Origin of the sequence: Thermoproteus uzoniensis 768-20 (genome assembly GCF_000193375.1) — an archaeon.
GTDB lineage: Archaea > Thermoproteota > Thermoprotei > Thermoproteales > Thermoproteaceae > Thermoproteus > Thermoproteus uzoniensis_A.
Genome location: NC_015315.1, coordinates 478943 through 498152 on the forward strand (window position 1 = coordinate 478943; position 19210 = coordinate 498152).

Annotated in this window: 23 protein-coding genes; 11 read left to right on the forward strand and 12 right to left on the reverse strand. The window is 59.0% G+C overall.

The features are described from left to right. Position 1: 1 nt before the first annotated feature. The 6 genes from TUZN_RS02625 to TUZN_RS02650 are packed head-to-tail and all read left to right on the forward strand — an operon-like array spanning position 2 to position 3296. Entirely contained in the window at positions 2-736 is a 735-nt protein-coding gene (locus tag TUZN_RS02625) for an FAD-dependent thymidylate synthase (RefSeq protein ID WP_013679378.1), read from the forward strand. Beyond that, positions 703-1599, forward strand: a complete 897-nt coding sequence (locus tag TUZN_RS02630; RefSeq protein ID WP_013679379.1) for a hypothetical protein — start codon at positions 703-705, stop codon at positions 1597-1599. The genes TUZN_RS02625 and TUZN_RS02630 overlap by 34 nt, the downstream gene beginning before the upstream one ends. A 10-nt stretch (positions 1600-1609) precedes the next feature. Next, entirely contained in the window at positions 1610-2182 is a 573-nt protein-coding gene (locus TUZN_RS02635; protein ID WP_013679380.1) for a 50S ribosomal protein L15e, read from the forward strand. Next, positions 2179-2511: an RNA-binding domain-containing protein gene (locus TUZN_RS02640; RefSeq protein ID WP_013679381.1), complete on the forward strand. Its 333-nt coding sequence runs from the start codon at positions 2179-2181 to the stop codon at positions 2509-2511. The genes TUZN_RS02635 and TUZN_RS02640 overlap by 4 nt, the downstream gene beginning before the upstream one ends. After that, positions 2501-3022 carry a hypothetical protein gene (locus TUZN_RS02645; protein ID WP_052886032.1) on the forward strand — a complete coding sequence of 174 codons (522 nt, stop codon included), beginning with the start codon at positions 2501-2503 and terminating at the stop codon, positions 3020-3022. The genes TUZN_RS02640 and TUZN_RS02645 overlap by 11 nt, the downstream gene beginning before the upstream one ends. Beyond that, positions 3015-3296: a hypothetical protein gene (locus TUZN_RS02650; RefSeq protein ID WP_013679383.1), complete on the forward strand. Its 282-nt coding sequence runs from the start codon at positions 3015-3017 to the stop codon at positions 3294-3296. The genes TUZN_RS02645 and TUZN_RS02650 overlap by 8 nt, the downstream gene beginning before the upstream one ends. A 91-nt stretch (positions 3297-3387) precedes the next feature. On the opposite strand, the gene TUZN_RS02655 is transcribed toward TUZN_RS02650, so the two are convergent. The 4 genes from TUZN_RS02655 to sufC are packed head-to-tail and all read right to left on the reverse strand — an operon-like array spanning position 3388 to position 7190. Next, positions 3388-4284, reverse strand: a complete 897-nt coding sequence (locus TUZN_RS02655; protein ID WP_013679384.1) for an ATP-grasp domain-containing protein — start codon at positions 4282-4284, stop codon at positions 3388-3390. Positions 4285-4304: 20 nt separating this feature from the next. Further along, positions 4305-4934 (reverse strand): hypothetical protein, encoded by a 630-nt coding sequence (locus TUZN_RS02660; RefSeq protein WP_013679385.1) that lies wholly within the window; start codon positions 4932-4934, stop codon positions 4305-4307. Positions 4935-4970: 36 nt separating this feature from the next. Then, positions 4971-6398 carry a Fe-S cluster assembly protein SufB gene (gene sufB, locus TUZN_RS02665; RefSeq protein ID WP_013679386.1) on the reverse strand — a complete coding sequence of 476 codons (1428 nt, stop codon included), beginning with the start codon at positions 6396-6398 and terminating at the stop codon, positions 4971-4973. Between the two features lie 39 nt (positions 6399-6437). Then, on the reverse strand, positions 6438-7190 hold the full coding sequence (gene sufC / locus TUZN_RS02670; RefSeq protein ID WP_013679387.1) for a Fe-S cluster assembly ATPase SufC: 753 nt from the start codon (positions 7188-7190) through the stop codon (positions 6438-6440). A gap of 153 nt (positions 7191-7343) precedes the next feature. On the opposite strand from sufC, the gene TUZN_RS02675 reads away from it, so the two are divergent. After that, on the forward strand, positions 7344-8693 hold the full coding sequence (locus tag TUZN_RS02675; protein WP_013679388.1) for an acetyl ornithine aminotransferase family protein: 1350 nt from the start codon (positions 7344-7346) through the stop codon (positions 8691-8693). Here TUZN_RS02675 and TUZN_RS02680 read toward each other — a convergent pair. Both TUZN_RS02680 and nucS read right to left on the reverse strand, forming a co-directional pair. Next, complete coding sequence (locus TUZN_RS02680; RefSeq protein ID WP_013679389.1) at positions 8667-8903, reverse strand: hypothetical protein; 237 nt, start codon at positions 8901-8903, stop codon at positions 8667-8669. The two genes, TUZN_RS02675 and TUZN_RS02680, sit on opposite strands and share 27 nt — an antisense overlap. 194 nt (positions 8904-9097) lie before the next feature. Then, positions 9098-9856, reverse strand: a complete 759-nt coding sequence (gene nucS / locus TUZN_RS02685; RefSeq protein ID WP_013679390.1) for an endonuclease NucS — start codon at positions 9854-9856, stop codon at positions 9098-9100. A 133-nt stretch (positions 9857-9989) separates the two neighbouring features. Between nucS and TUZN_RS02690 the strand changes: the two genes are divergently transcribed. The 3 genes from TUZN_RS02690 (at position 9990) to TUZN_RS02700 (ending at position 12881) form a co-directional block, all read left to right on the forward strand. Further along, positions 9990-10940, forward strand: coding sequence for a M42 family metallopeptidase (locus TUZN_RS02690; RefSeq protein ID WP_013679392.1), 951 nt, complete (start codon positions 9990-9992; stop codon positions 10938-10940). Between the two features lie 70 nt (positions 10941-11010). Then, complete coding sequence (locus tag TUZN_RS02695; RefSeq protein ID WP_013679393.1) at positions 11011-11928, forward strand: MBL fold metallo-hydrolase; 918 nt, start codon at positions 11011-11013, stop codon at positions 11926-11928. Beyond that, positions 11925-12881 (forward strand): mechanosensitive ion channel family protein, encoded by a 957-nt coding sequence (locus TUZN_RS02700; RefSeq protein ID WP_013679394.1) that lies wholly within the window; start codon positions 11925-11927, stop codon positions 12879-12881. Before TUZN_RS02695 ends, TUZN_RS02700 begins: the two co-directional genes overlap by 4 nt. A 3-nt stretch (positions 12882-12884) precedes the next feature. Here the strand turns inward: TUZN_RS02700 and TUZN_RS02705 are convergent, their stop codons facing one another. Both TUZN_RS02705 and TUZN_RS02710 read right to left on the reverse strand, forming a co-directional pair. Further along, the gene (locus TUZN_RS02705) at positions 12885-14063 is read right to left on the reverse strand and encodes a pyridoxal phosphate-dependent aminotransferase (RefSeq protein WP_013679395.1); all 1179 of its coding nucleotides are present in this window, start codon (positions 14061-14063) and stop codon (positions 12885-12887) included. A 77-nt stretch (positions 14064-14140) separates the two neighbouring features. Continuing rightward, positions 14141-15625, reverse strand: coding sequence for a DUF3536 domain-containing protein (locus tag TUZN_RS02710; protein WP_013679396.1), 1485 nt, complete (start codon positions 15623-15625; stop codon positions 14141-14143). Positions 15626-15676: 51 nt separating this feature from the next. On the opposite strand from TUZN_RS02710, the gene TUZN_RS02715 reads away from it, so the two are divergent. Beyond that, complete coding sequence (locus TUZN_RS02715) at positions 15677-15886, forward strand: hypothetical protein (RefSeq protein ID WP_052886033.1); 210 nt, start codon at positions 15677-15679, stop codon at positions 15884-15886. Here the strand turns inward: TUZN_RS02715 and TUZN_RS02720 are convergent. The 4 genes from TUZN_RS02720 to TUZN_RS02735 form a co-directional block, all read right to left on the reverse strand. After that, positions 15883-16800 (reverse strand): ABC transporter ATP-binding protein, encoded by a 918-nt coding sequence (locus TUZN_RS02720; protein WP_052886034.1) that lies wholly within the window; start codon positions 16798-16800, stop codon positions 15883-15885. The two genes, TUZN_RS02715 and TUZN_RS02720, sit on opposite strands and share 4 nt — an antisense overlap. Continuing rightward, a complete protein-coding gene (locus TUZN_RS02725) occupies positions 16778-17572 on the reverse strand; it encodes an ABC transporter permease (RefSeq protein WP_013679399.1) in 795 nt (264 codons plus the stop codon). Before TUZN_RS02725 ends, TUZN_RS02720 begins: the two co-directional genes overlap by 23 nt. Further along, entirely contained in the window at positions 17572-18702 is a 1131-nt protein-coding gene (locus tag TUZN_RS02730; RefSeq protein WP_052886035.1) for a substrate-binding domain-containing protein, read from the reverse strand. Before TUZN_RS02730 ends, TUZN_RS02725 begins: the two co-directional genes overlap by 1 nt. Before the next feature lie 123 nt (positions 18703-18825). Next, positions 18826-19149, reverse strand: coding sequence for a hypothetical protein (locus TUZN_RS02735; RefSeq protein WP_013679401.1), 324 nt, complete (start codon positions 19147-19149; stop codon positions 18826-18828). Positions 19150-19210: the final 61 nt, after the last annotated feature.

Consider the following 19210-nt stretch of genomic DNA (forward strand, 5'->3'; position numbering starts at 1 on the left):
CATGAAGCTGGTCCAGCCCTCCGCCCGCCTGTTGGGCGCTTGGGGCTCCGAGGCGCTCGTCTCCGCCTTGGCGGATATCCTGTATAGGGGGCTCCCGGTCGAGGAGGCCTTGAGGGGGAGCCCGGAGGCCGTCGCCAGGAGGATCTCCGGCTTCTACAGACAGGGCCACTGGTCGGTCTTCGAGTTCATGGGGGCCCAGTTCCTCGTGGAGTGCTCGCGGGCTTGCCACACCCAGTTCATAAGGCACAGGATGGCCTCCTACTGGGCTGAGTCCCAGCGGTACGTGGACTACTCCAAGAGGGAGATCAGGTTCGTGGTCCCCCTAGGATTTCCCGAGGACGTCTTGAGGAGAGCCTACGAGGACTACGTCAAGCTGAGGGAGTCCTTCAAGCCGGAGTACGCCAGGATGGCCCTCCCCAACGCCGCGGCGGTCAGATTCGCCGTCCAGATGAACGCCAGAGAGCTCCTCCTCAACTTCGTCCCGTTGAGGTGCGCCGCGGCGGCGCAAGCCGAGATAAGGCACGTCTGCTGGCAGATGTTCGCGGCGGCGTGGAGGCTCTGGCCCAACCTCGCCAAGCTGGTGTGGGACGACCTGCCCAACCTCCACAGGGACTTCTGCGCGAAGGTCCCCAAGGGCGAGGACTGCCGCCTGTACGCCATAGAGGACGCCGAGAGGATCCACGGCCCTCTGCCGGAGAAGCCGTGGTTGGAACAAGCCGTATTAAGGTCCTCATAAGAGGCCTGGAGCCGGGCTCGGCGTACCTCGCCTACCTCCTCGCCAAGTCAGGCGACCGCGTGGCGATCCAAACGGCGAGGCCCGTCGACGTGTATCTATACGATCTGCCTCCGCCAAACCTCTTCCTCAAGGCCGGCTTCTTGCGCGACCTACTGCTGGTCGACTTCGTCGACTCGGCGGACCCGAGGGCGTTCGACGTGGTTGTCGATTCCTGCGACGTGGAGCAGGACGACGTGTTGAGGCTCTACGAGGGCGGCAGGGTGTTCTACGTGAAGCAAGATCCCTGGCTGTCGGCGACTCTCTCGCTCTCCCGCGGCCTTCCGGTCCCCAACGTGGTCGACCTCCCCGTGGATAGGACCGACAGATACGAGGAGGTGGAGCTTAGGATCCGCGAGTACGCCGGGGCGCCGTATTCCCTATGCAGGGCGCTCGACGCCGCCTCCGGGAAGCCGTACGTCCCTCTGAGGACCCTCGAACGGGTCTATATGGCGGCCGACTTGTTCAAGGAGTTGAAGGGGCTAGGCGGTCGGCCGCCCAGCCTCAGGCTGGAATACGCCGTGGGCCGCGACGTCTTCTTCATGGGGATAGGCCAGGAGAAGGCCGGCAAGCTGTCGCGCGTAACCGCCGGCGGCTTGACTGTGTGGGCCTACGGGGAGGGAGCCGCCGTCAACTACCTGTTGATAAAGGGCGACGCGCGTAGCTTCAAGTCTGCGCTCTACATCTACAACGGGCTGAGGCTCGACCGCCTGTTCTTCCTCTACGACATAGCGCCGGAGAGGGGCGCCGTAAACGTGGCGGCGTTGGGCCATCTAACAAGGCATGGGAGGAGCGGCGACGACATAAAATATAAAAACGCCAGCTAGGGAGGGGGCGATGGCCAAATCGGCGTATGCCTACATGGCTATGTGGTACTCGAGTGAGGGGCGGGAGGTCGAGGAGAAGGTAATGAGGACGAGGCTCATACAATGGCGCAGGGAGCCGGCCATAGTGAGGGTGGAGAGGCCGACTCGCCTTAACAGAGCTAGATCGTTGGGCTATAAGGCTAAGCAAGGCGTCGTGGTCGTCAGGGTGAGGGTCAGGCGCGGGCCGTTCAACAGGAGGAGGCCGGACTCCGGCAGGAGGCCCAAGAGGATGGGCGTCTACGGCATAACTCTGTGGAAGAGCTGGCAACAGGTGGCCGAAGAGAGGGCCGCGCGGCGCTACCCCAATCTGGAGGTGTTGGGTAGCTACTGGGTCGCCGACGACGGCATGTACCGGTACTTCGAGGTGATAATGATAGACCCCAATGCGCCCACCGTCAAGAACGATCCCGACTACGCCGGGATAGTCGGCAAGAAGTCCAAGCGCAGGTGGAAGGCCAGGAGGCTGAGGCAGAGGCAGAAGAGGTTGATAGAGAAGCTCCGCGAGACTCTCCTGCCCAAGCTCAAGGGCGGAGAGGCGAAGTGAGATGCGTAGCGGAGATCAGTGTATTGGTCCACGCCACTGAGGACCTCGACAAGGTCGTAGAGTCGCTGAGGCAGTTCTTCGGGGATCTCCCCTACGTCATACAGAAGCTGGAGGGGCATTACGGAAACCCGATCTACCTCATAACAGCGCTCCAGCCCGACTGCGCTCGGTTGTTGGAGAGGCTGTGTCCAGCCGTCTCTAAGGCGCAACAAGAGGGCGAGTGGTTCGTGCGTCTGGATAAACAAAAGCTGGTGCGGGGCGAGGTCGCTCTCTCGAACTCCGACGACGTGGTCAGAATACGCATCAAGGGTGGGAGGTGTGGCGGTTAGGATAAGGCGGGGCTACGTCGAGTGGGACCTCGCCGACGCGGCGGCTGAGGATCTATTATGGGAAGTAGGCGTGAGGGCCGCGTTGGTCAGACAAGGCGTGACTACGGAGCGCATAGCGCCGGCGGTCAGAGGCGTCGACGTAAGGGTAGTGGAGGTGCCCAATAGGTCTAAGTTCAACGTGTACGTGTATAGGGAGGACGTCCAAGTGCTGTCGGTCAACCCCAGGGACGTGTTGACGCGCGACCAGGTCAAGACGGCGCTGAAGATGGGCAAATACGTAGAGGTGAGGCTGAGGCCGCTCCTGGGCGATCTAGAGCTCCTCATGGAATGGCTCGACGTCCTGGAGCCTGAAAACACGCTCTTCTCGACGCCTGTGGAGTCGCCTAGAGACGTGAAATCGCCTAGGGACTTAGAGAGCCTGCTAGTCGAGCTGACAGGGGACAGCTCGTGGAGGATGCCCTTCGAAAGGGGGCTGGAGACCATGGCCACGTTGCTGGCGTCCCATGAATAGATACCTCCTAATAAGAGCCGAGGACCCGCCGTCGTGTCTCGAGGCGCTGAGCGACTACTTCATGGCGGTGGTCGGCCTCAAGTTCAGGTTAGTCAAGTTCAACGTGGTGGGGATATACGACGACGTGATAGTGCTTGGAGTGCCCCGAGATCTGGTCGGCAAAGCAAGAGCGCTGGTGGCCCTCCTCGACGGTTGCAGAACTGTGAGGGTTAAAGGGACCGTCAAGTCGGCGAGGAGGACGGCTATGTCGATAAGACGGCCCTCAAAGGCTTAAAAGACCGGCCGCCAGCTCTATCGAGTGATGAGGGGTATCAACTCGCGCGAGTCGTGGCGTGCTCGCGACGGACTGAAATTGTCGGCGTCTGCTACCTCTTTATCTTCTCCAGCAACCTCTCGACTATAAACGGGGCCGGGTTTATGCCGGTCGCCGCCTTAAAGCCTTGCCAAGACATCGTCGGGTTCACCTCGAACACGTAGTAGCCCTCCTTGGTCTCCGCTATGTCGACCCCGCCGTACTCTAAGTTGAGCGCCTCGACGGCCCTCACTGCGAGCTCCTCCAGCTCCTTGGTGAGTCTGGCCGGCTCAGGTCTGGCTCCCTGCGCCACGTTAGTCTTCCAGCCAGCCGCCCTTCTGAACTCGGCGCCTATGGCCCTTCCGCCCACTACCACCACCCTATAGTCGCCGCCGTTCTTCTCCACGAACTTCTGGACGTAAAACGGCTTGTTTAAGTTGGTCAACATGGAGAAGACGTGCATGGCCACGTCTGGGTTGTCGAGCCTGAATACGCCATATCCCATACTGCCTCTGAGCGGCTTGACGACGACGTCGCCGAAGGCCGAGACGGCCCTATATGCGGCGAACATGTTCTCGCTGACCAAAGTCGGCGGGACGGGGATGCCGGCCTTGGAGAGCACCGCCGCGCTGGCCAGTTTATCGCTGGCGACGACCCAGCTCATGACGGGGTTCAACACAACGGCGCCCGCCATCTCCACAGCCCTGGCGGCGAACACCCTATACGAGAATTGCTCGAAGTCGCGGAAAATCCCCAAGTGTCTCAAGATAGCTCCCGGCACCTCTACCTTGGCTGGCTCCCCCCTGCCTACGCCCTGCCATATCTCCACGCCGCCCTGTAGCCTGACCTCCAACATATCGATATATATCCTGACAGGCCGGTGTCCCCTCTCGACTATGGCGTTCTCGAGATCCGCCACATCGCCGGGGTGGAATTCCACCTCGTAGGGTCTGATGATGCCGATATCCACGTCGGCCTCAAGGGGGTAGATTAAAAGAATTCGAACGGGCCCAGGTCAACGCCGCGTAGATCGCGGCAGAGGGCGGGCAACAGATATCTGGCCACTAGTTCCGGGTCCGAGACCTTAAGCGTCTTGATCTGCGAGGCCACGGAGGCGACAGGTTGCCCCACTATCTGGAGGGCGGGATTGTATAGCTGGCACCCCTGCGGGTGGTCGTACAGGGCTATTGGCTCGGGCGCCACCTCCTTACAAGACCCGGCCTCGCACAAATATATGCCCGACGGCCTCTGGATCAAGTACTTGTCGGGGTCCAGCGGGACTATGGGGCCCACCGGGCATAGGCACTCGCCTCCTGCGGCACTATAGAGCTCCAGCAGGATCTTGACGACGCCCTCCTCGCCTAGCTTCTGCCTATACCGCTCGTAGAAGGTCTGGACTGGCTTCTTTATGTTGCCGCTTATCCTCAACCCGAGGGCCTTCTTGGCGTCGTCAGGATCCGCGCCGAGCGCTACCAGGACGCCTATGAGGTCGTAGCGGCTTATGCCGTATTCCTCCATGATCTTGACGCCGCGCTCTAAAAGAGCTGAGGAGTTCCTGGCAGGGCACCGGATATCCACCACTGTGGACTCGCAGATCTTGACGGCGGGGGTTTGGGCCATGTAGGTATATACGCCCTATTAAAATTAGCCCCGCTACTAGCCGACTCTGCCGAGCTTCGAGAACTCCAGCTCCAAGACGCGTTGTAGAACCACTGCGTATTCGAACGGCAAGTCCTTGACTATATCCGACACGAAGCCTAGGACTATGGAGGCCTTCGCCTCGTCCTCCGTGAAGCCTCTGGATCTGAGGTACATGAGCTTCTCCTCGGATATTCTGCTGGCCGTGGCCTCGTGCGTGACGACCGCGGTGTCCTCGAACACCTGGTCGTGCGGGATCGTGATGTTGGCCGAGCCGCCGTCGAGGACCAAGGCATCGCACTGGACGTGGCTTCTGGCGTATTTAGCCCCCTTAGCCACGTAGACCATGCCCCTGTACACCGACGTGCCGCCCCTCGCCGATATGCTCTTGTTGACGACCCTGCTCTTGGTGTCCGGGGCCAGATGCCACACCTTGGCCCCGTTCTCCTTCCAGAGGCCGCCGTTGGCGGCGGTTATTCCGTAGATCTCCGTGGAGGCCCCCTCGCCCTTAAGTATGGTCGACGGGAACGTGTACGTCGTCTTGCTACCTATACTGCCCTCGACCCACTGGACGTGGGCCTTGGCCTCAGCCACCGCCCTCTTGTTGTTGAAGTTGACTATGTCGCGGGACCAGTTCTGGACGGTCGTGATCTTGAGGTCGGCGCCTTCGTGGGCGTAGCCCTCCACCATCCCGTTGTGGAAGCTGTACTTGAGGAGCCGCGGCGCCGAGCAAGCCTCTATCCAGTGGACGTACGCCCCCCTATCGGCGACCACTATGCTGTGCTCCATTTGGCTCTCCTGAGAGCCGCCGATTAGGAAAAACGTCTCCAGCGGTTGCTCTATCCTCACGCCGGGGGGCACGTATATGAACGTGCCGCCGGACCAGAGCGCCCCGTGTAGGGCGGCGAACTTGTGCTCAGCCGGGAAGACCCTCATGAAGTACTGCTTCACCAGATCGGGGTACTTCTTGACCGCCTCCTCCATGGGGAGCATAATGACGCCCTTCTCCTGGAGCTTTTTCTTGAAGTTGAAGTAGACTATCTCGCTGTCGAACTGGGTGGCGAGGCCGAGAAGGGCCTTGGCTTCCATCTCGGGCAGGCCGAGCTTCTCGTAGTACTCCCTGATCTCCTTGGGGAGCTCGTCCCAGCTCTTCGCCGTCTCGGTCTGCGGCTTGGCGTAGTGGGCCAGCGCCTCGAGGTCCACCTCCCCAATGCCTCTCACCCACCTCGGCGTCGGGAGCTTCTCGAACAGCTCTAACATCCTCAGCCTTAGTCGCCGCATCCAGTCTGGCTCTCCCTTTAGGCGGCTTATCTCCTCCACCATATCCCTAGTTATTCTCCCCTTGAGCTCAACCGCGTAGGGGACCGGCTTGGCCACCCCCAACAGCTCCGAGACGTGCTCTGCCTCGGCCACCACTTTGCCGACCTCGGCAATTCCCTGTTCCATGTAGGAATCTCGAATGACAGTTATATTGTTGCCGACCCGCTAGGGGAGGCCCGACTCCTTGAAGAGCTGTTCGTATCCTGCCTCCTCGACCTTCTTGGCTATCTCGGGCCCTCCCTCAAGGACGAGCCTGCCGTCGTACATTACGTAGACCCTGTCGGGCTCCAGGAACTTCAAGATGCGCGCGTAGTGCGTCGACAACAGCACGCCTGTCCCACCCTCTACAAGTTTCGTCAAGGCCTTGCTCACGGCCGCCATGCCGTCTACGTCGAGGCCCGAGTCGGGCTCGTCGAGGATGGCTATCGACGGCTTCACCATCAACGCCAGCAGGACCTCGGCGCGTTTGAACTCGCCGCCGCTGAAGCCGGCTCCTATTCCTCTATTGAATACGTCGGGCCTCAGCCCGAGCTCGCTGGCGAGCTTATACGCCTCGCCCAGCCTCGGATTGGCATCGCCGAGCTTCTTGCCCGCCCTCTTGTTGAGCATGGCTTGTATCAAAAAGGCGAAGCGGACCTCGGGAACCGCGATGGGGGACTGGAACCCGACGAAGATGCCTTTGGCGAACCGCTCCTCGGGGGCAAGACCCTTTATGGACACGCCGTCTAGGAGAATGTCGCCGTCCACGACCTCGTAGCGGGGGTTGCCCGCTATGGTCTGGAACAACGTGGACTTGCCGCTGCCGTTGGGCCCCATCAAGGCCACCACCTCACCGGACTTGACCGACAGAGTGACGCCTCTAAGTATCCTCTTGCCGTCTACGGCGACGTGCAGATTCCTAGTCTCCAACACCGCCATGTCCGGTTCCCCGAAATGAGCTTAAAAATTCGGATCCGTAGTATCCGCGGTGATTGGGGCTGGGTTCCCGAGGGGCTACGCCCGGTGACGATTTAGGAGCCAGCTGACTAAATAGGGCTATATAACTTTAATAGAAGGTAGATATGTGTAGACATGCCGCCCAAATGGCACTGGCCCCAGATAGATCCCGACAAGGTGCCCGCGATGAGGGTGGAGCCGCCCGGCCCGAAGGCGCTGGAGGTGATCAGGAGAGACGAGGCGGTGCTCATGCAATCGTTCGTCCGCTGGTATCCCCTCGTCATCGCCAGAGGCTACGGCCCCGTCGTCGAGGACGTAGACGGCAACCTCTATATTGACTACAACGCCGGCATAGCCGTCACGGCGACCGGACACGCCCACCCCAAAGTCGTGGAGGCCATCCGGCGACAGTCGGAGCTATTCCTCCACTACTCCCTCACCGACTTCTACTACGAGATCGCGGTTAGGCTGGCCGAGAAGCTCGTCTCCATAGCCCCCATCTCCGGCCAGAAGAAGGTCTTCTTCACAAACAGCGGCACTGAGTCCATCGAGGGCTTGGTCAAGATAGCCAGGGGCTATTTCAAGGGGCAGAGGCCCTACATAATAGCGTTCTACGGCGCGTTCCACGGCAGGACCTACGCCTCCATGTCCCTCACGGCGTCTAAGCCGGTGCACAGGAAGTACTTCTCGCCCATGATGCCCAACGTGGTGCACGTGCCCTACCCCCACCCCGTCCACTGCCCCTTCAAGGCCAAAGATCCCGAGGAGTGCGGGCAGTACGCGCTTGAGTTCATCGAGGAGTGGGTCTTCAAGAGGCTCGTCAGCCCAGACGAGGTAGCCGCCGTGTTGATAGAGCCGATACAGGGTGAAGGGGGATACGTGGTGCCTCCGCGAGGATTCATGCAAGGCCTCCGCAAGATCACCAGAGAGCACGGGATACTGCTTGCGGTAGACGAGGTCCAGACCGGCTTCGGGAGGACCGGCCGTTGGTTCGCCGTCGAGCACTTCGGCGTCGAGCCGGACCTTATCGCGACCGCCAAGGCCATAGCCTCCGGCTTGCCGATGGGCGCTATAATAGGCAGAGCCGATGTGATGTCGCTCCCCAAGGGCGCCCACGCCAACACCTTCGGCGGAAATCCCGTGGCGGCCGCCGCATCCCTAGCCACTATAGACGTAATAGAGGAGGAGGGCCTTCTGGAACACGCCGCGAGGCTCGGCGACGAGATCAAGAAAGCCTTGGCAGAGGAGCTGAAAGGTAGACACGACGTGAGGGGCCTCGGCTTGATGATAGGCGTCGAGCTCCTCGACGAGGGGAGGAAGCCTGCCAAATACCTAGACGAGGTCCTGCTGAAGAGCTTCAAGCGCGGTCTAGCTGTTATAGGCGCCGGCCTCTCGACCGTGAGGATCGCTCCGCCGTTGGTGATACCGGAGAGAATGGCTATGAGAGGAGTGGAAATATTACTGGACGTTCTTAAGGCCTACTAGGCGCTTTTTAGCCTTCTGCCCGATCTCCTCATCCAAATACCACTCGACGACGAAGTCCTCCTCGTCCGCTATCAATAAGGCCGCCTGGTAAGCCTCATCCCAGCTCTCCGCCTCGTACGCCACGTCCCACTCCCTCAGCTCGTCGACATCGGAAGGCCGGCCCGTCACTAGGACGCGGCCTTCCTTCCAGTCTACCAATACCCAGTACATGTAGATACGTCGATATTAATTTAAAAGAAAGCTTTTTAGCTAAGACTCTAGAACACCAGCCAGACTCTGAAAGATATTACTGAAAAATAAAAAATATAATATTGATATTGATACAATTATTATACCAATAAATAAGTAAATCTATTTAAATATGAACAGCAAATATATCTTTGTATGTGAGTGATACAAGTGAATTATTTCTCCACGTCGATAGACGTATCCTCAAACTCGGTCTTATTTAAAAGTTTCTCCGCCAACTCCCTAGGCCTGATCTTTACAAAACCTAGATTGTACTCTCTAAGATAGTGAAAGGCCGACGATGTTATGTCGGCTGCGACGAGGATCCCCCGCGCTCGTCCGCGGGCCTTGGCCACGGCCTCTACATAGCGGCGTAGCTGAAAGACCGCCTCGTGGTCTGCCACATCCCGTTTGACCTCTACGACTATATACTCGCCGTTCTTGTCGAGGGCCAATATGTCTATGTGTCCAGCCTCGGTGGGCACCTCGACGCCGACTACCTTAAGACCCGGCTCTATGATGTCGGGGTTCTTTACGAGCATGTCGACGATGTCCTTCTCGGTGCCGCGCAACCTCACCGACGAGCTTCCAGCATCGAAGAGGACAATCTCGAAAACCCTCTCTATCTTGAGGACCACAGACTCGCTAGGCCTAGTCCTCAAGGACTTCAGTACGAGGGTCCCGCCCTCGACAACAGCCATATTAGAGGAGCCTGGGGGGTTCCATACTAAGGGCGTCGCCTTCTCAGAGCCGTGTACCAACAACGATCCGTCCGGCTTGATCAAGATCAGGTAGGGGCCCGTCGGGAGGTCGGCCGCTGCCCGTCCCCTATATGTGCCTCCACATATGCAGAACACCGCGATAAGCCCTCTCTTGCGGTTTGTATTTATGAACGCCGCGGCCTCGCGCGGCTCCGGCTCTAGGATCCGCAACATGGAGCTACGGCGGCTCGATAATATAGGCGCTGTCCGGAAAATAACTAGCCCCATACTGGAAGATACAGTCGCCGAGAGGCACCCCAAGCGCATCTCAACGCAACTAATTTAATGCTGTTTAGGTTTATCCTATATGGATTTGGCGGCGCTTACGGGGGCCTACGGGGTTTCTGGCTTCGAAGACGACGTAAGGCGCAAGATATTGGAGGCTGTGGGCGACGCCTCGGTGGACGATTTCGGCAACGTAGCCGTCGGCGGCAAGTCGGGGATAGCCTTCGTCGCCCACATGGACGAGGTCGGGTTGTTGGTGACCTCGATTGAGGACGACGGGAGGCTTAAGTTCAGAAAGGTCGGCGGGATCGACGACAAGATCTTGCCCGGAACCGCCGTGACGCTCTACGGCGACGGCTTCAGGTTGGAGGGGGTGATAGGCATAGCCCCTCCACACTTCCAGCAACAGCAGCAACAGATCTCCTGGCAGGACCTATACATAGATATAGGCGTGTCGAGCAGACAAGAGGCGGAGTCTCTGGGGGTCGCGCCGATGACGCCCGCCGCCTTCTCCAGACGCTATGCGGAGATGGGCAAGTTCATCTCGGCCACCGCCGTCGACGATAGATCGGGATGTTGGGCGCTTCTCGAGGCCTACAGGAGAGGGGCCGACGCGACCTTCGTGTGGACAGTTCAGGAGGAGGTGGGCCTCATGGGCGCGAGAGCTCTGGCGAGCAGATCCAACATAAAGAGCGCCGTGATAGTGGACACAACCGCCTGTTGCCACCCGAACTTCACGGGGGGCGTCAAGCCGGGGCAAGGGCCGGTCATCAGAATTTTCGACAACTACGGCGCCTACAACAACAAGCTGGCCAAGAAGATTTTGGAAATAGCGAGGAGGAGGGGCATCCCGGTCCAGATAGGCGCAGGCGGCGGGGGGACCGACGCGGCCGCCTTCTTCGTATCGGGGATACCCGCCGTGTCCATCGGCATACTCTCGAAATACTCCCACTCGCCAGTGGAGATGGTCCACAAAGACGATCTGAGGCACACGGTGGAGCTCATAGTCGCTCTGTCCGAGGAACTCCACTGATCGGCTCGCGGCGCCCGCCAAAACGCGCCGGAGGCGGATAACCTTAATATACGCCACGGCGCTTTTCGGCGTGGAGGTAGTGCCCATAGCGGAGGAGAGCCTGGGGGTGAGGTCCATGGCGCTGTTCGTTAAGACGCGCGACGTGGCTATCCTGTTCGATGCAGGGATCTCTCTATCCCCCAGACGCTTTGGCCTTCCTCCACATCCATTAGAGATAAGGAGGGTGCAGGAACTGCGGGCCAAACTTCTTGAGTACGCGGCGGCCGCAGACGTGGTGACGGTATCTCACTACCATAGAGATCACTTCACTCCGTGGTACAATAGCGCCTACATGGCCACAGACGATTCGACGTACATCGAGATATACAAGAAGAAATTGATATTGGCGAAGTCGCCTCAGGGCATCAACTGGAGCCAGCGCAGGCGGCACTACGGCTTCAAGAAGGCTGTGGAGAAGATAGCGGAGATAGAGTACGCGGATGGCAAGAGCTATCGGTTCGGCCGCACCACGGTGACCGCCTCGCCGCCGTTGCCCCACGGACCTGAAGGCGCCAAGACAGGCTTCGTGCTGGCGTTTCTGGTAGAGGACGGCGAGGAGCGCCTCTTGTATATGCCGGACGTGCAGGGGCCAGCTAACGAGGCGGCTGTCCGCTTCGCCGAGGAGGCCAGGCCGACCATAGCCGTCGTCGGCGGGCCGCCCACGTACTTAGCCGGCTTTGAGTGGAGCGTCGGCGTGGACTATCTGGCTAGGCTGGCCCGAATGCCTGGCCTAGAGACGCTTGTAGTGGCCCACCACGCCTTGAGGGATCTCGACTGGAGGGCCAAGCTCGAGCCGGTCTTTAAGGCCGCCTCTGAGGCCGGCGTGGAGGTCAAGACATATGCGGGCCTGCTCGGCAGAGAGGACGAGTTGCTGGAGGCGCGTAGGAAAGAGCTGTACAAGCTAATGCCCGCAGAGCCTAAAAGCTTGGAGGAGGGCGAGGAGGAATGAGGCGGACTACCCTGGCTCTGCTAAGGGTAGTATCCGAGCTGATATCCATCGGAGTAGTAGGGGCCGCGATCTATGTATTGATAGATATTCTCGCCGCCGAGCTTAAAGGCCTGCCGTCCTACGTCTTCGACGTAGCCAAGGCGGCCGTTATAATCGGCGCGGGCGTGGCTGGAGCCAAGGCGCTGGGCGACTTCATAATATCTGTCTTGCGGCCTAAGATAGGCGATAGGGCTTATGCCGTGGGGAACACGTTCAAGGTGTTGGGCTACATAGCGGCTATAACCGCCGGGTTCCTAAAGATAGGGGCGACCAGCCAGATAGCGCTACTGGGCGGCACGGTCGCCGGCATCGTCCTCGGCCTCGCGCTCCAGCCTACCTTGGGCAATCTATTCGCCGGCATTCTCATAATAGCGACGAACTTCGTCAGGGTGGGCGACGTGGTGAGGGTGCTCAACTGGCAGGTGCCGTACCAATGGGCCCTCAACCCTCCCTACAAGTACTTCTCGCCTGACTACATACATCCCGGCTTCAAGGGGAAGGTGGTCGAGGTAAATCTGTTCTACACGGTCGTGGTGACGGATCAAGGCAACGAGCTGAAGATACCCAACTCGATACTGCTGGGCGGAGCAGTAGTCGACGAGTCGACGTCGCAGTGGTCGCAACAACGCATAGTCAACGTGAGGGTAGAGCTCCCGCTGTCGGTGATAGACGTCGACAAGCTCGAGGGGCAGATCAGGGAGTTGCTGTCCGACCTAGATGTGAGGGGCGTCTACCTCAACGAACAGAGCGATAAGGACTACGTAATAGTCTTGGTCAGACTGGCGGTTCCGAGAGGCGACGACTGGCGCCTCGTCAAATCCGAGGCGCTCAAGAGGCTTCTGAAGATGAGGGCAGAGCTGATAAAGGCGAACGAGCGAGGCTACCTCTGCCTCACAAAGGGCGTCTGCAGTTAGGCGCTATTTGGCGAGGGCCTCGCCTATGCGCCTCACCCCCTCCACCAGCCTCTCCGGCCTCTCGGCGACGAAGGAGATCCTGACGGCGGCCTTGTAGACGTCGCTGAAATAGCTCCCCGGCACCAACGCCACCGAGTACTCCTCGAGCAACTTCTGGGCGAAGGCCTCGCCGTCGGCTATGTACTTAGATAGGTCGACGAAGACGAACATGGAGCCCTGCGGCACCTTGAATCTGCCGTCGGGCACGTACCGCCTGAGCGCGTCTATCACGATGTCTCTTCTGGCTCTGTAGGCCGCCACAAACTCCTTGATATACCTAAACCGGACGTCCGATTTGAGATATATAGCGACCATCCTCTGGGCGAAGGACGGAGGACAGTAGACCATCTCCTCGTTCACCAACTTTATCTTAGACACGGCATCCTTAGGCCCGTAGACGTAGCCCAGCCTCCAGCCGGGTATGGCCGGATCCTTAGAGAAGGTGTTTATCGATATCACGTGTTCCGGCGCCAGCTTGTATAGGTAGACGTGCTCCCCCTCGTAGATCATGGTCTTGTAAGCCTCGTCGGTCACCAGCCATATGTCGTGGTCTACCGCCAGGTCGGCCAGCGCCTTGGCGGCCTCGGGGCTCAACAACCTGCCCGTCGGGTTATCCGGCGAGACGAGTATCAAGGCCTTAGTCTTCGGCGTGATCTGCTCCTTAAGCCTTTCAACATCCGGCTGGTAGTCGTTCTCCAGATACGTCCTGTGCCTTACGATCCTCGCCCCGAAGTACTCGACCAGCGGCTTATATCCGAAATATGTGGGGTCCATCAATACCACCTCGTCGCCCGGCTCTATTATGGTCGCCAAGGTCGAGAACATGGCGGCTTGGCCTCCCGCGGTTATGGTTATCTGATCGGGCGGGACGTCGAGGCCGCCCAGCCTCTTCAAGTCCTCGGAGACCGCCTCTCTGAGCTCGTAGATGCCTTGGCTTGGGGTATAGCCGTAGAGCTCCATGCTCTCCTCCTGCAACAACTCGGCGAGCCTTCTCCTCACCTCTACGGGAGGAGGTATGCTCGGCTGTCCGGCGGACAGCACTATCACGTCCCTCCCCTCCCTTCTCAGCCTCTCCCTCAATGCGTCGATCTTGCGCGTTGGGCTTTCCCTCAAGTAGGCCAGCCTCTCCGAGAAGGCCCTCACGGGTGTGAGGAATTGGGGGGCGTTATAAGTTGACATATGTAATATGTACTAAACAGATGTGCGCCATGTAAGGTTGTTTATTCCTTGGCTTCTGGCTCTATTGCTTTTAGTACTGGGACCCCGAACTCTGAGTAGTCCAGTTCCCAACTCTCGAAAGTCCTCCTATCGACGATCTTGACCTTGGTCCCGTTTAGGCTTATCTGGTAGGGCCCTAGCTCCTCGACGGAGTAGCCCGATACGGTCGAGGCGAGCGCTATCGAGGCAGCGACTATAGGTCCGCGGAGCGCGGGGACCAGAGCCGACGCGTTTCCGGCCGGCTCGCCCTTGATGTTGCCCAGCATCTTCAAGAACTCGTCTAAGGCATCCTTATCGCCGAGTAGCTCCAACGCGCGCACCGCCCATTTAACCGATATGCCGGCCTCGAGGCCCAACCTGGCGAAGAACCAAGCATCGCTGGTGTTCGCCGCTAGCTTAGCCCTCTCCATCTCCAACATGCCTAATAGCTCGCGCGGGGATATCGAGGGGGCTACCTCCCTCGCGAAGACCTCGGCGTTTTTCCCCAGGAGGACCTCCACGTACCTCTTCAGAAGCGCCCAGCCGTCTACGCCTCTCCTCTCGCTCCACCGCTCAAACGCCTCGTCGACCTTGTCGTTCAGCCAGTTGATGGCCTCCCTCAACGGTTGTCTCCATGGGGCCGGGCCGTCGCATCCGCAGTCTCTGGTCCATCTGCCCAGACCGTGCGGACAACTCCAAGAGGTGCCCGGTATTACCTCGACGGCGCCTAGCGGTTTAACCTTCTCGGCGGCGTAGCCCAAGTTAGCCATATACGCCCCGTATTTCGCCGTCGCGGCCGCCAGCACTCTCTCCTCGCCTTTTTTATGGTGTCCGAAAGTCTCGCCGTCCAGCGCTATCAACGTCACGGCGTCACGGGGCGCGGCCTCCATGGCCTTCGGCAACTCGTCGGGTCCGCCGAAGGCTATCTTGTCGGACAGCGCCTCGTCTCTGACGAAAACCAAGATCTTTCTGCCGGAGGGCAGAAAGACCTCGTAGGGGCCTCCCGGCCTGCCGCCCCTCACCTGCCTCTGCGTGAGTATCGTGAACTTGATGTCGTACTCGGCCAACACCTCCAGGGTCTCGACGTCGACGGCCATCTCGGGCAACCACATGCCTTCTGGATATCGCCCGAAATGCCTCTCGAAGTGCTTAATGCCCCACTCCACCAGCACCTCCTTATCCCTCCTGTCGAGGAGGGGCAGTATTGCGTGGTAGTAGGGATGCGCTATGGCGTTTCCGTGGCCCCACCTCTCCTGCCCTATCTTGTCGGCCTCTATTATAGCGCTGTATACGTGGGGCCTCCTCCGCCTCAGCCAGTCCAATAGTGTGGGGCCGAAATCGAAACTGATCCAGGTGTAGTTGCCCAACAAGGCGTTCGGCTCATAGCACTCGAAGGCGATACGCTCGTTCCAGTGCCGATACGGCGCGGCCGACGGCTCCGGCAGTATTGTCTCCAGCCAGGGATCTTCTCTAGGCGGCTGGTAAAAATGCCCGTGGATAATTATCACAGGGATATGGGGATAACTATATATAAACTTGGGCCGTCAAGACGCCGTATTATGTCGATACCGGAGGCGGTGGCGTTAGCGACGGCGATCTACGCGCTGGCGGTAACTGCGACGTACCTCCTCCTGCTCAGCAGAACTCCAGGTTGTGGGAGGAACCTCTTGAGATGCGTCAGAGGGAGAGAACTTGTCGTGATAGTTGCCATAATCCTGGCACAGATGGCGATAATGATGCTCGTCGCTACTATAGCCTTATCGCCTTAACACTCGAGGGGCACGAGCCTGGCCAGCCCCACCTCCACGTCGTCGCCCAGCCTCCCCGAGTCCGCATATGCCCATATCTGCTGGCCGTCAATGTCTAGGAGGATCTTGACGCCTCTAGCGGACCGCAACGTCTGCACTATACGTCCCCTAATACGCCCCGATCCCACCACGACGTCCTCTGGCCTCACCCCGAAACACCTCCCCTCGAGTCTAAGTATCTGGAATCCGACCAGCCTAGCGGTCACGGCGTGTCTGGGCTCGGCGAATATCTCCTCTACCTCCCCCATCTCCACGATCCTCCCCCTGTACATCACCGCTACAAGATCGCCGAGGGAGTAGGCCTCGTCGCGGTCGTGCGTGACGTGCACAACCGGGATGCCGTACTCCTGGGGCAGACTCCGCAACAGCGGGAGGGCCGTCTCCTTAATATCGGGGTCTAGCCCGGCCATAGGCTCGTCGAGCAGGAGTAGCCTAGGCCTCACGACCAACGCCCTGGCCAGCGCGACCCTCTGCCTCTGTCCGCCTGATAGCTGTCTAGGCGTTCTCTGCAACAGCTCCTTTATGCCCAGCCTATCCGCTATCTCGGCGACCGCCTTCCTCCTCTCCTCGCGCGGGATGCCGCGCATCCTCAAGCCGAATTCTATGTTGGCGTAGACGGTCATGTTGTCGAACAAGGCGTAGGACTGGGGCACATAGGCTATGTTCCTCTTCTCAGGCGGCAATCTGGATATCTCGACCCCGTCCAACGTGATCGAGCCCTCGGCCTTCAAGATCCCGGCAATTACCTTGAGCAAGGTGGTCTTGCCGGCTCCGTTAGGCCCCATCACCACCAAGTACCCGCCCTCAACGGTCAGGTCAATGGGCCCCAACAAGAACTCGCCGAGCTTGGTCCTAACTCCTCTTAGCTCCAACATATCTGACGGCTAGACGATAGGCGAAGAACACCGCCAGGACGAACGTTACCAACGCCGCCGAGAACTTCACCGCCTCGTTAAGGCCTAGGCCTATATATGCTTGATATATGTATATAGAGGCTGGATATATGGAGGCGTTGCCCACTATCACGTAGTAGGCCACCACCAACAAGGCGCCGGCTTCGGAGACCGACCGGGCCCAGGAGAGGAGGGCCCCGTTGATTATAGCACCCTTTATATTGGGCAACACGACCGACAAAAAGGCCCTGAAGGGCCCAGCCCCGAGAGTCCTCGCCGCGTTTTCCAGCTCGGGGTCCAACAGCCTAATCGCGCTTTCGATGGTCCTCACAGCGTATGTGGCCGACAGGTAGGAGACGGCTATCACGGCGCCCGGCAACGCGTCTATGATCTTGATCCCCAAAGCGTTGAGGGAGGGGCCGAGCCCGTACGCCACAAAGGCCAGCACGACCATTAGGCCGACCACGGTATGGGGCATCACGATGGGTATATCTATCACTACGTCGACCAGCTCCTTGAGCCTAAACTCGTGGCGGGCCAAGACGTAGGCCGTGGGTATGCCCAAGGCCACCGCCGCCAGCGACGCCGCGGTCGATATGAGCACCGTCAACCCCAAAGATTGAAGGAAGGACCCCGTCGAGAGGGCGGCGGCCAAGCTTCCCCAGCCTAGATATATCAGGAGCAAGAGAGGGTACAGGAAGAAGAGCAGAAGGACGCCGAAGAGGGAAAAAACAGAGGCTTTAAATAGATCCATTAGGGGAACGCCGGCGCGTACTGGGGCACTTGCGACAGAGGAACTGTGTAGGGCTTTAGCTGAGCGGGCACGTCGGAATAATTGCCGTACACTATGCCGGGGACTATCGGCTGTATGCCGAATTCCTTCAAGGTTTGCTGGCCCCGCGGGCTGAAGATCAGCAGGGCGAAGTCCACGGCCGCCTGCGGGTTCGGCGCTGTCTTGGGCACAGTCAAGGTGTATATGACGGGGTTGCAGGAGAAGGTCTTCGTCGCGCCCGCCTCGGTCCAAGACACACTGACCTTATGATAATAGGGCACGTAGTCCAGCGAGCCGAGGTTTATCTGCGGCGGCAACGTTATGTAGGCGAGCCCCTTGTACTCCTTTACCTGCGGTATGGCGTTGGATAGATAGGCGGAGAGGACGAACTGTATTTGGCCGGACGCCATCAAGGATAGGAGATCCACCTCCGTGGTCCTCATAGCGTACTTGGAGGGGTTGTTGTATATGGCGTTGTAGAGGGCGTTGGGATCCCCGAAGAAGGTTAGGCCGGCCAGCTTCAACATACACATGGCCTGGTAGCCCGACGGGTCGGTGAACGGGTCGGACACGCCGACTGTGGTGGAGCTGTTCAACGCTATTATTTCGAATATCTGCTGCCACGTCGAGTTCCACTGGGACGAGAGCGGCTGTAGCTGTTGAGCTTGTTGCCATAAGTCGTAGACCTCCCTGCCGGCCGTCGTGTTTAGGTTGACTATAATAGCCATCTGCGTAATCCCGAAGGCTATCTCGTAGTCGGTCAAGTTGTTCTTGAACAACACCGAGGGTATGGTGGTCGTGTCGGCCGCCGCCACAAAGCTGAACTGCTTGCTGGCCACCTCGTCTTGCGCGAGTTTGCCGCTACCCTCGTACAGCGGCTTCCCCATGGGTACGGACGGGTAGAGTTGCGAATATGTGTCCAATAGGCTGTTGAAGGCGAACTTCAGAGTGCCCGCCGCCCCCACGGCGAAAGTCTGTTGTAGGCTCGCCGTAGCTGTGGTCTGTGTAGTTGTCTGCGGAGCCGCCCGGTAACTCATCGACAGCATATAGGCGATGCCGAAACCCACAAGGAGTCCCACGATCAGTCCCAGAGCAAGCGCCTTGCCGTCCATGAAGCTGAGGGAGCTCTTGTTTTTAAGTATTATCAAAACTACGATAACAGATAGCCGAGGTCGAGAGACGCGCCGCAATGTCGAATGGCTAAGGCGTTCGTAGGATTGGCTAAGAATAGATACCTACAATATTTTATCTTTAACAATATTATTTTTAAGATTTTGTAAATATTGTATTATATCATCTTGTGAAAGTCTTCCTATATATCTAATACTTATCAACTGTTTTCGGGCGCCGTTGTCGTAGACCACGAACTCGACCTTGCCTTCCGGCGCCTCCCTCGCCTTTATATATATTTTATACCTCCCGGCTATCTCCAGAACACTGAAGTCTCCGGCCACCTCAACCCCCTCGACAAATACATCCATGGACACCACTCTCAACTCGCCGAGATCGATCACCCTAGCTGCATTTTCGCCACGCTCGTCTCTGTAGATCGTGATCACGCCACCCCTTGAGAGGCCGTATTAATGTGTTCGTTCATATTTTTATTGGACTAGTCGACGC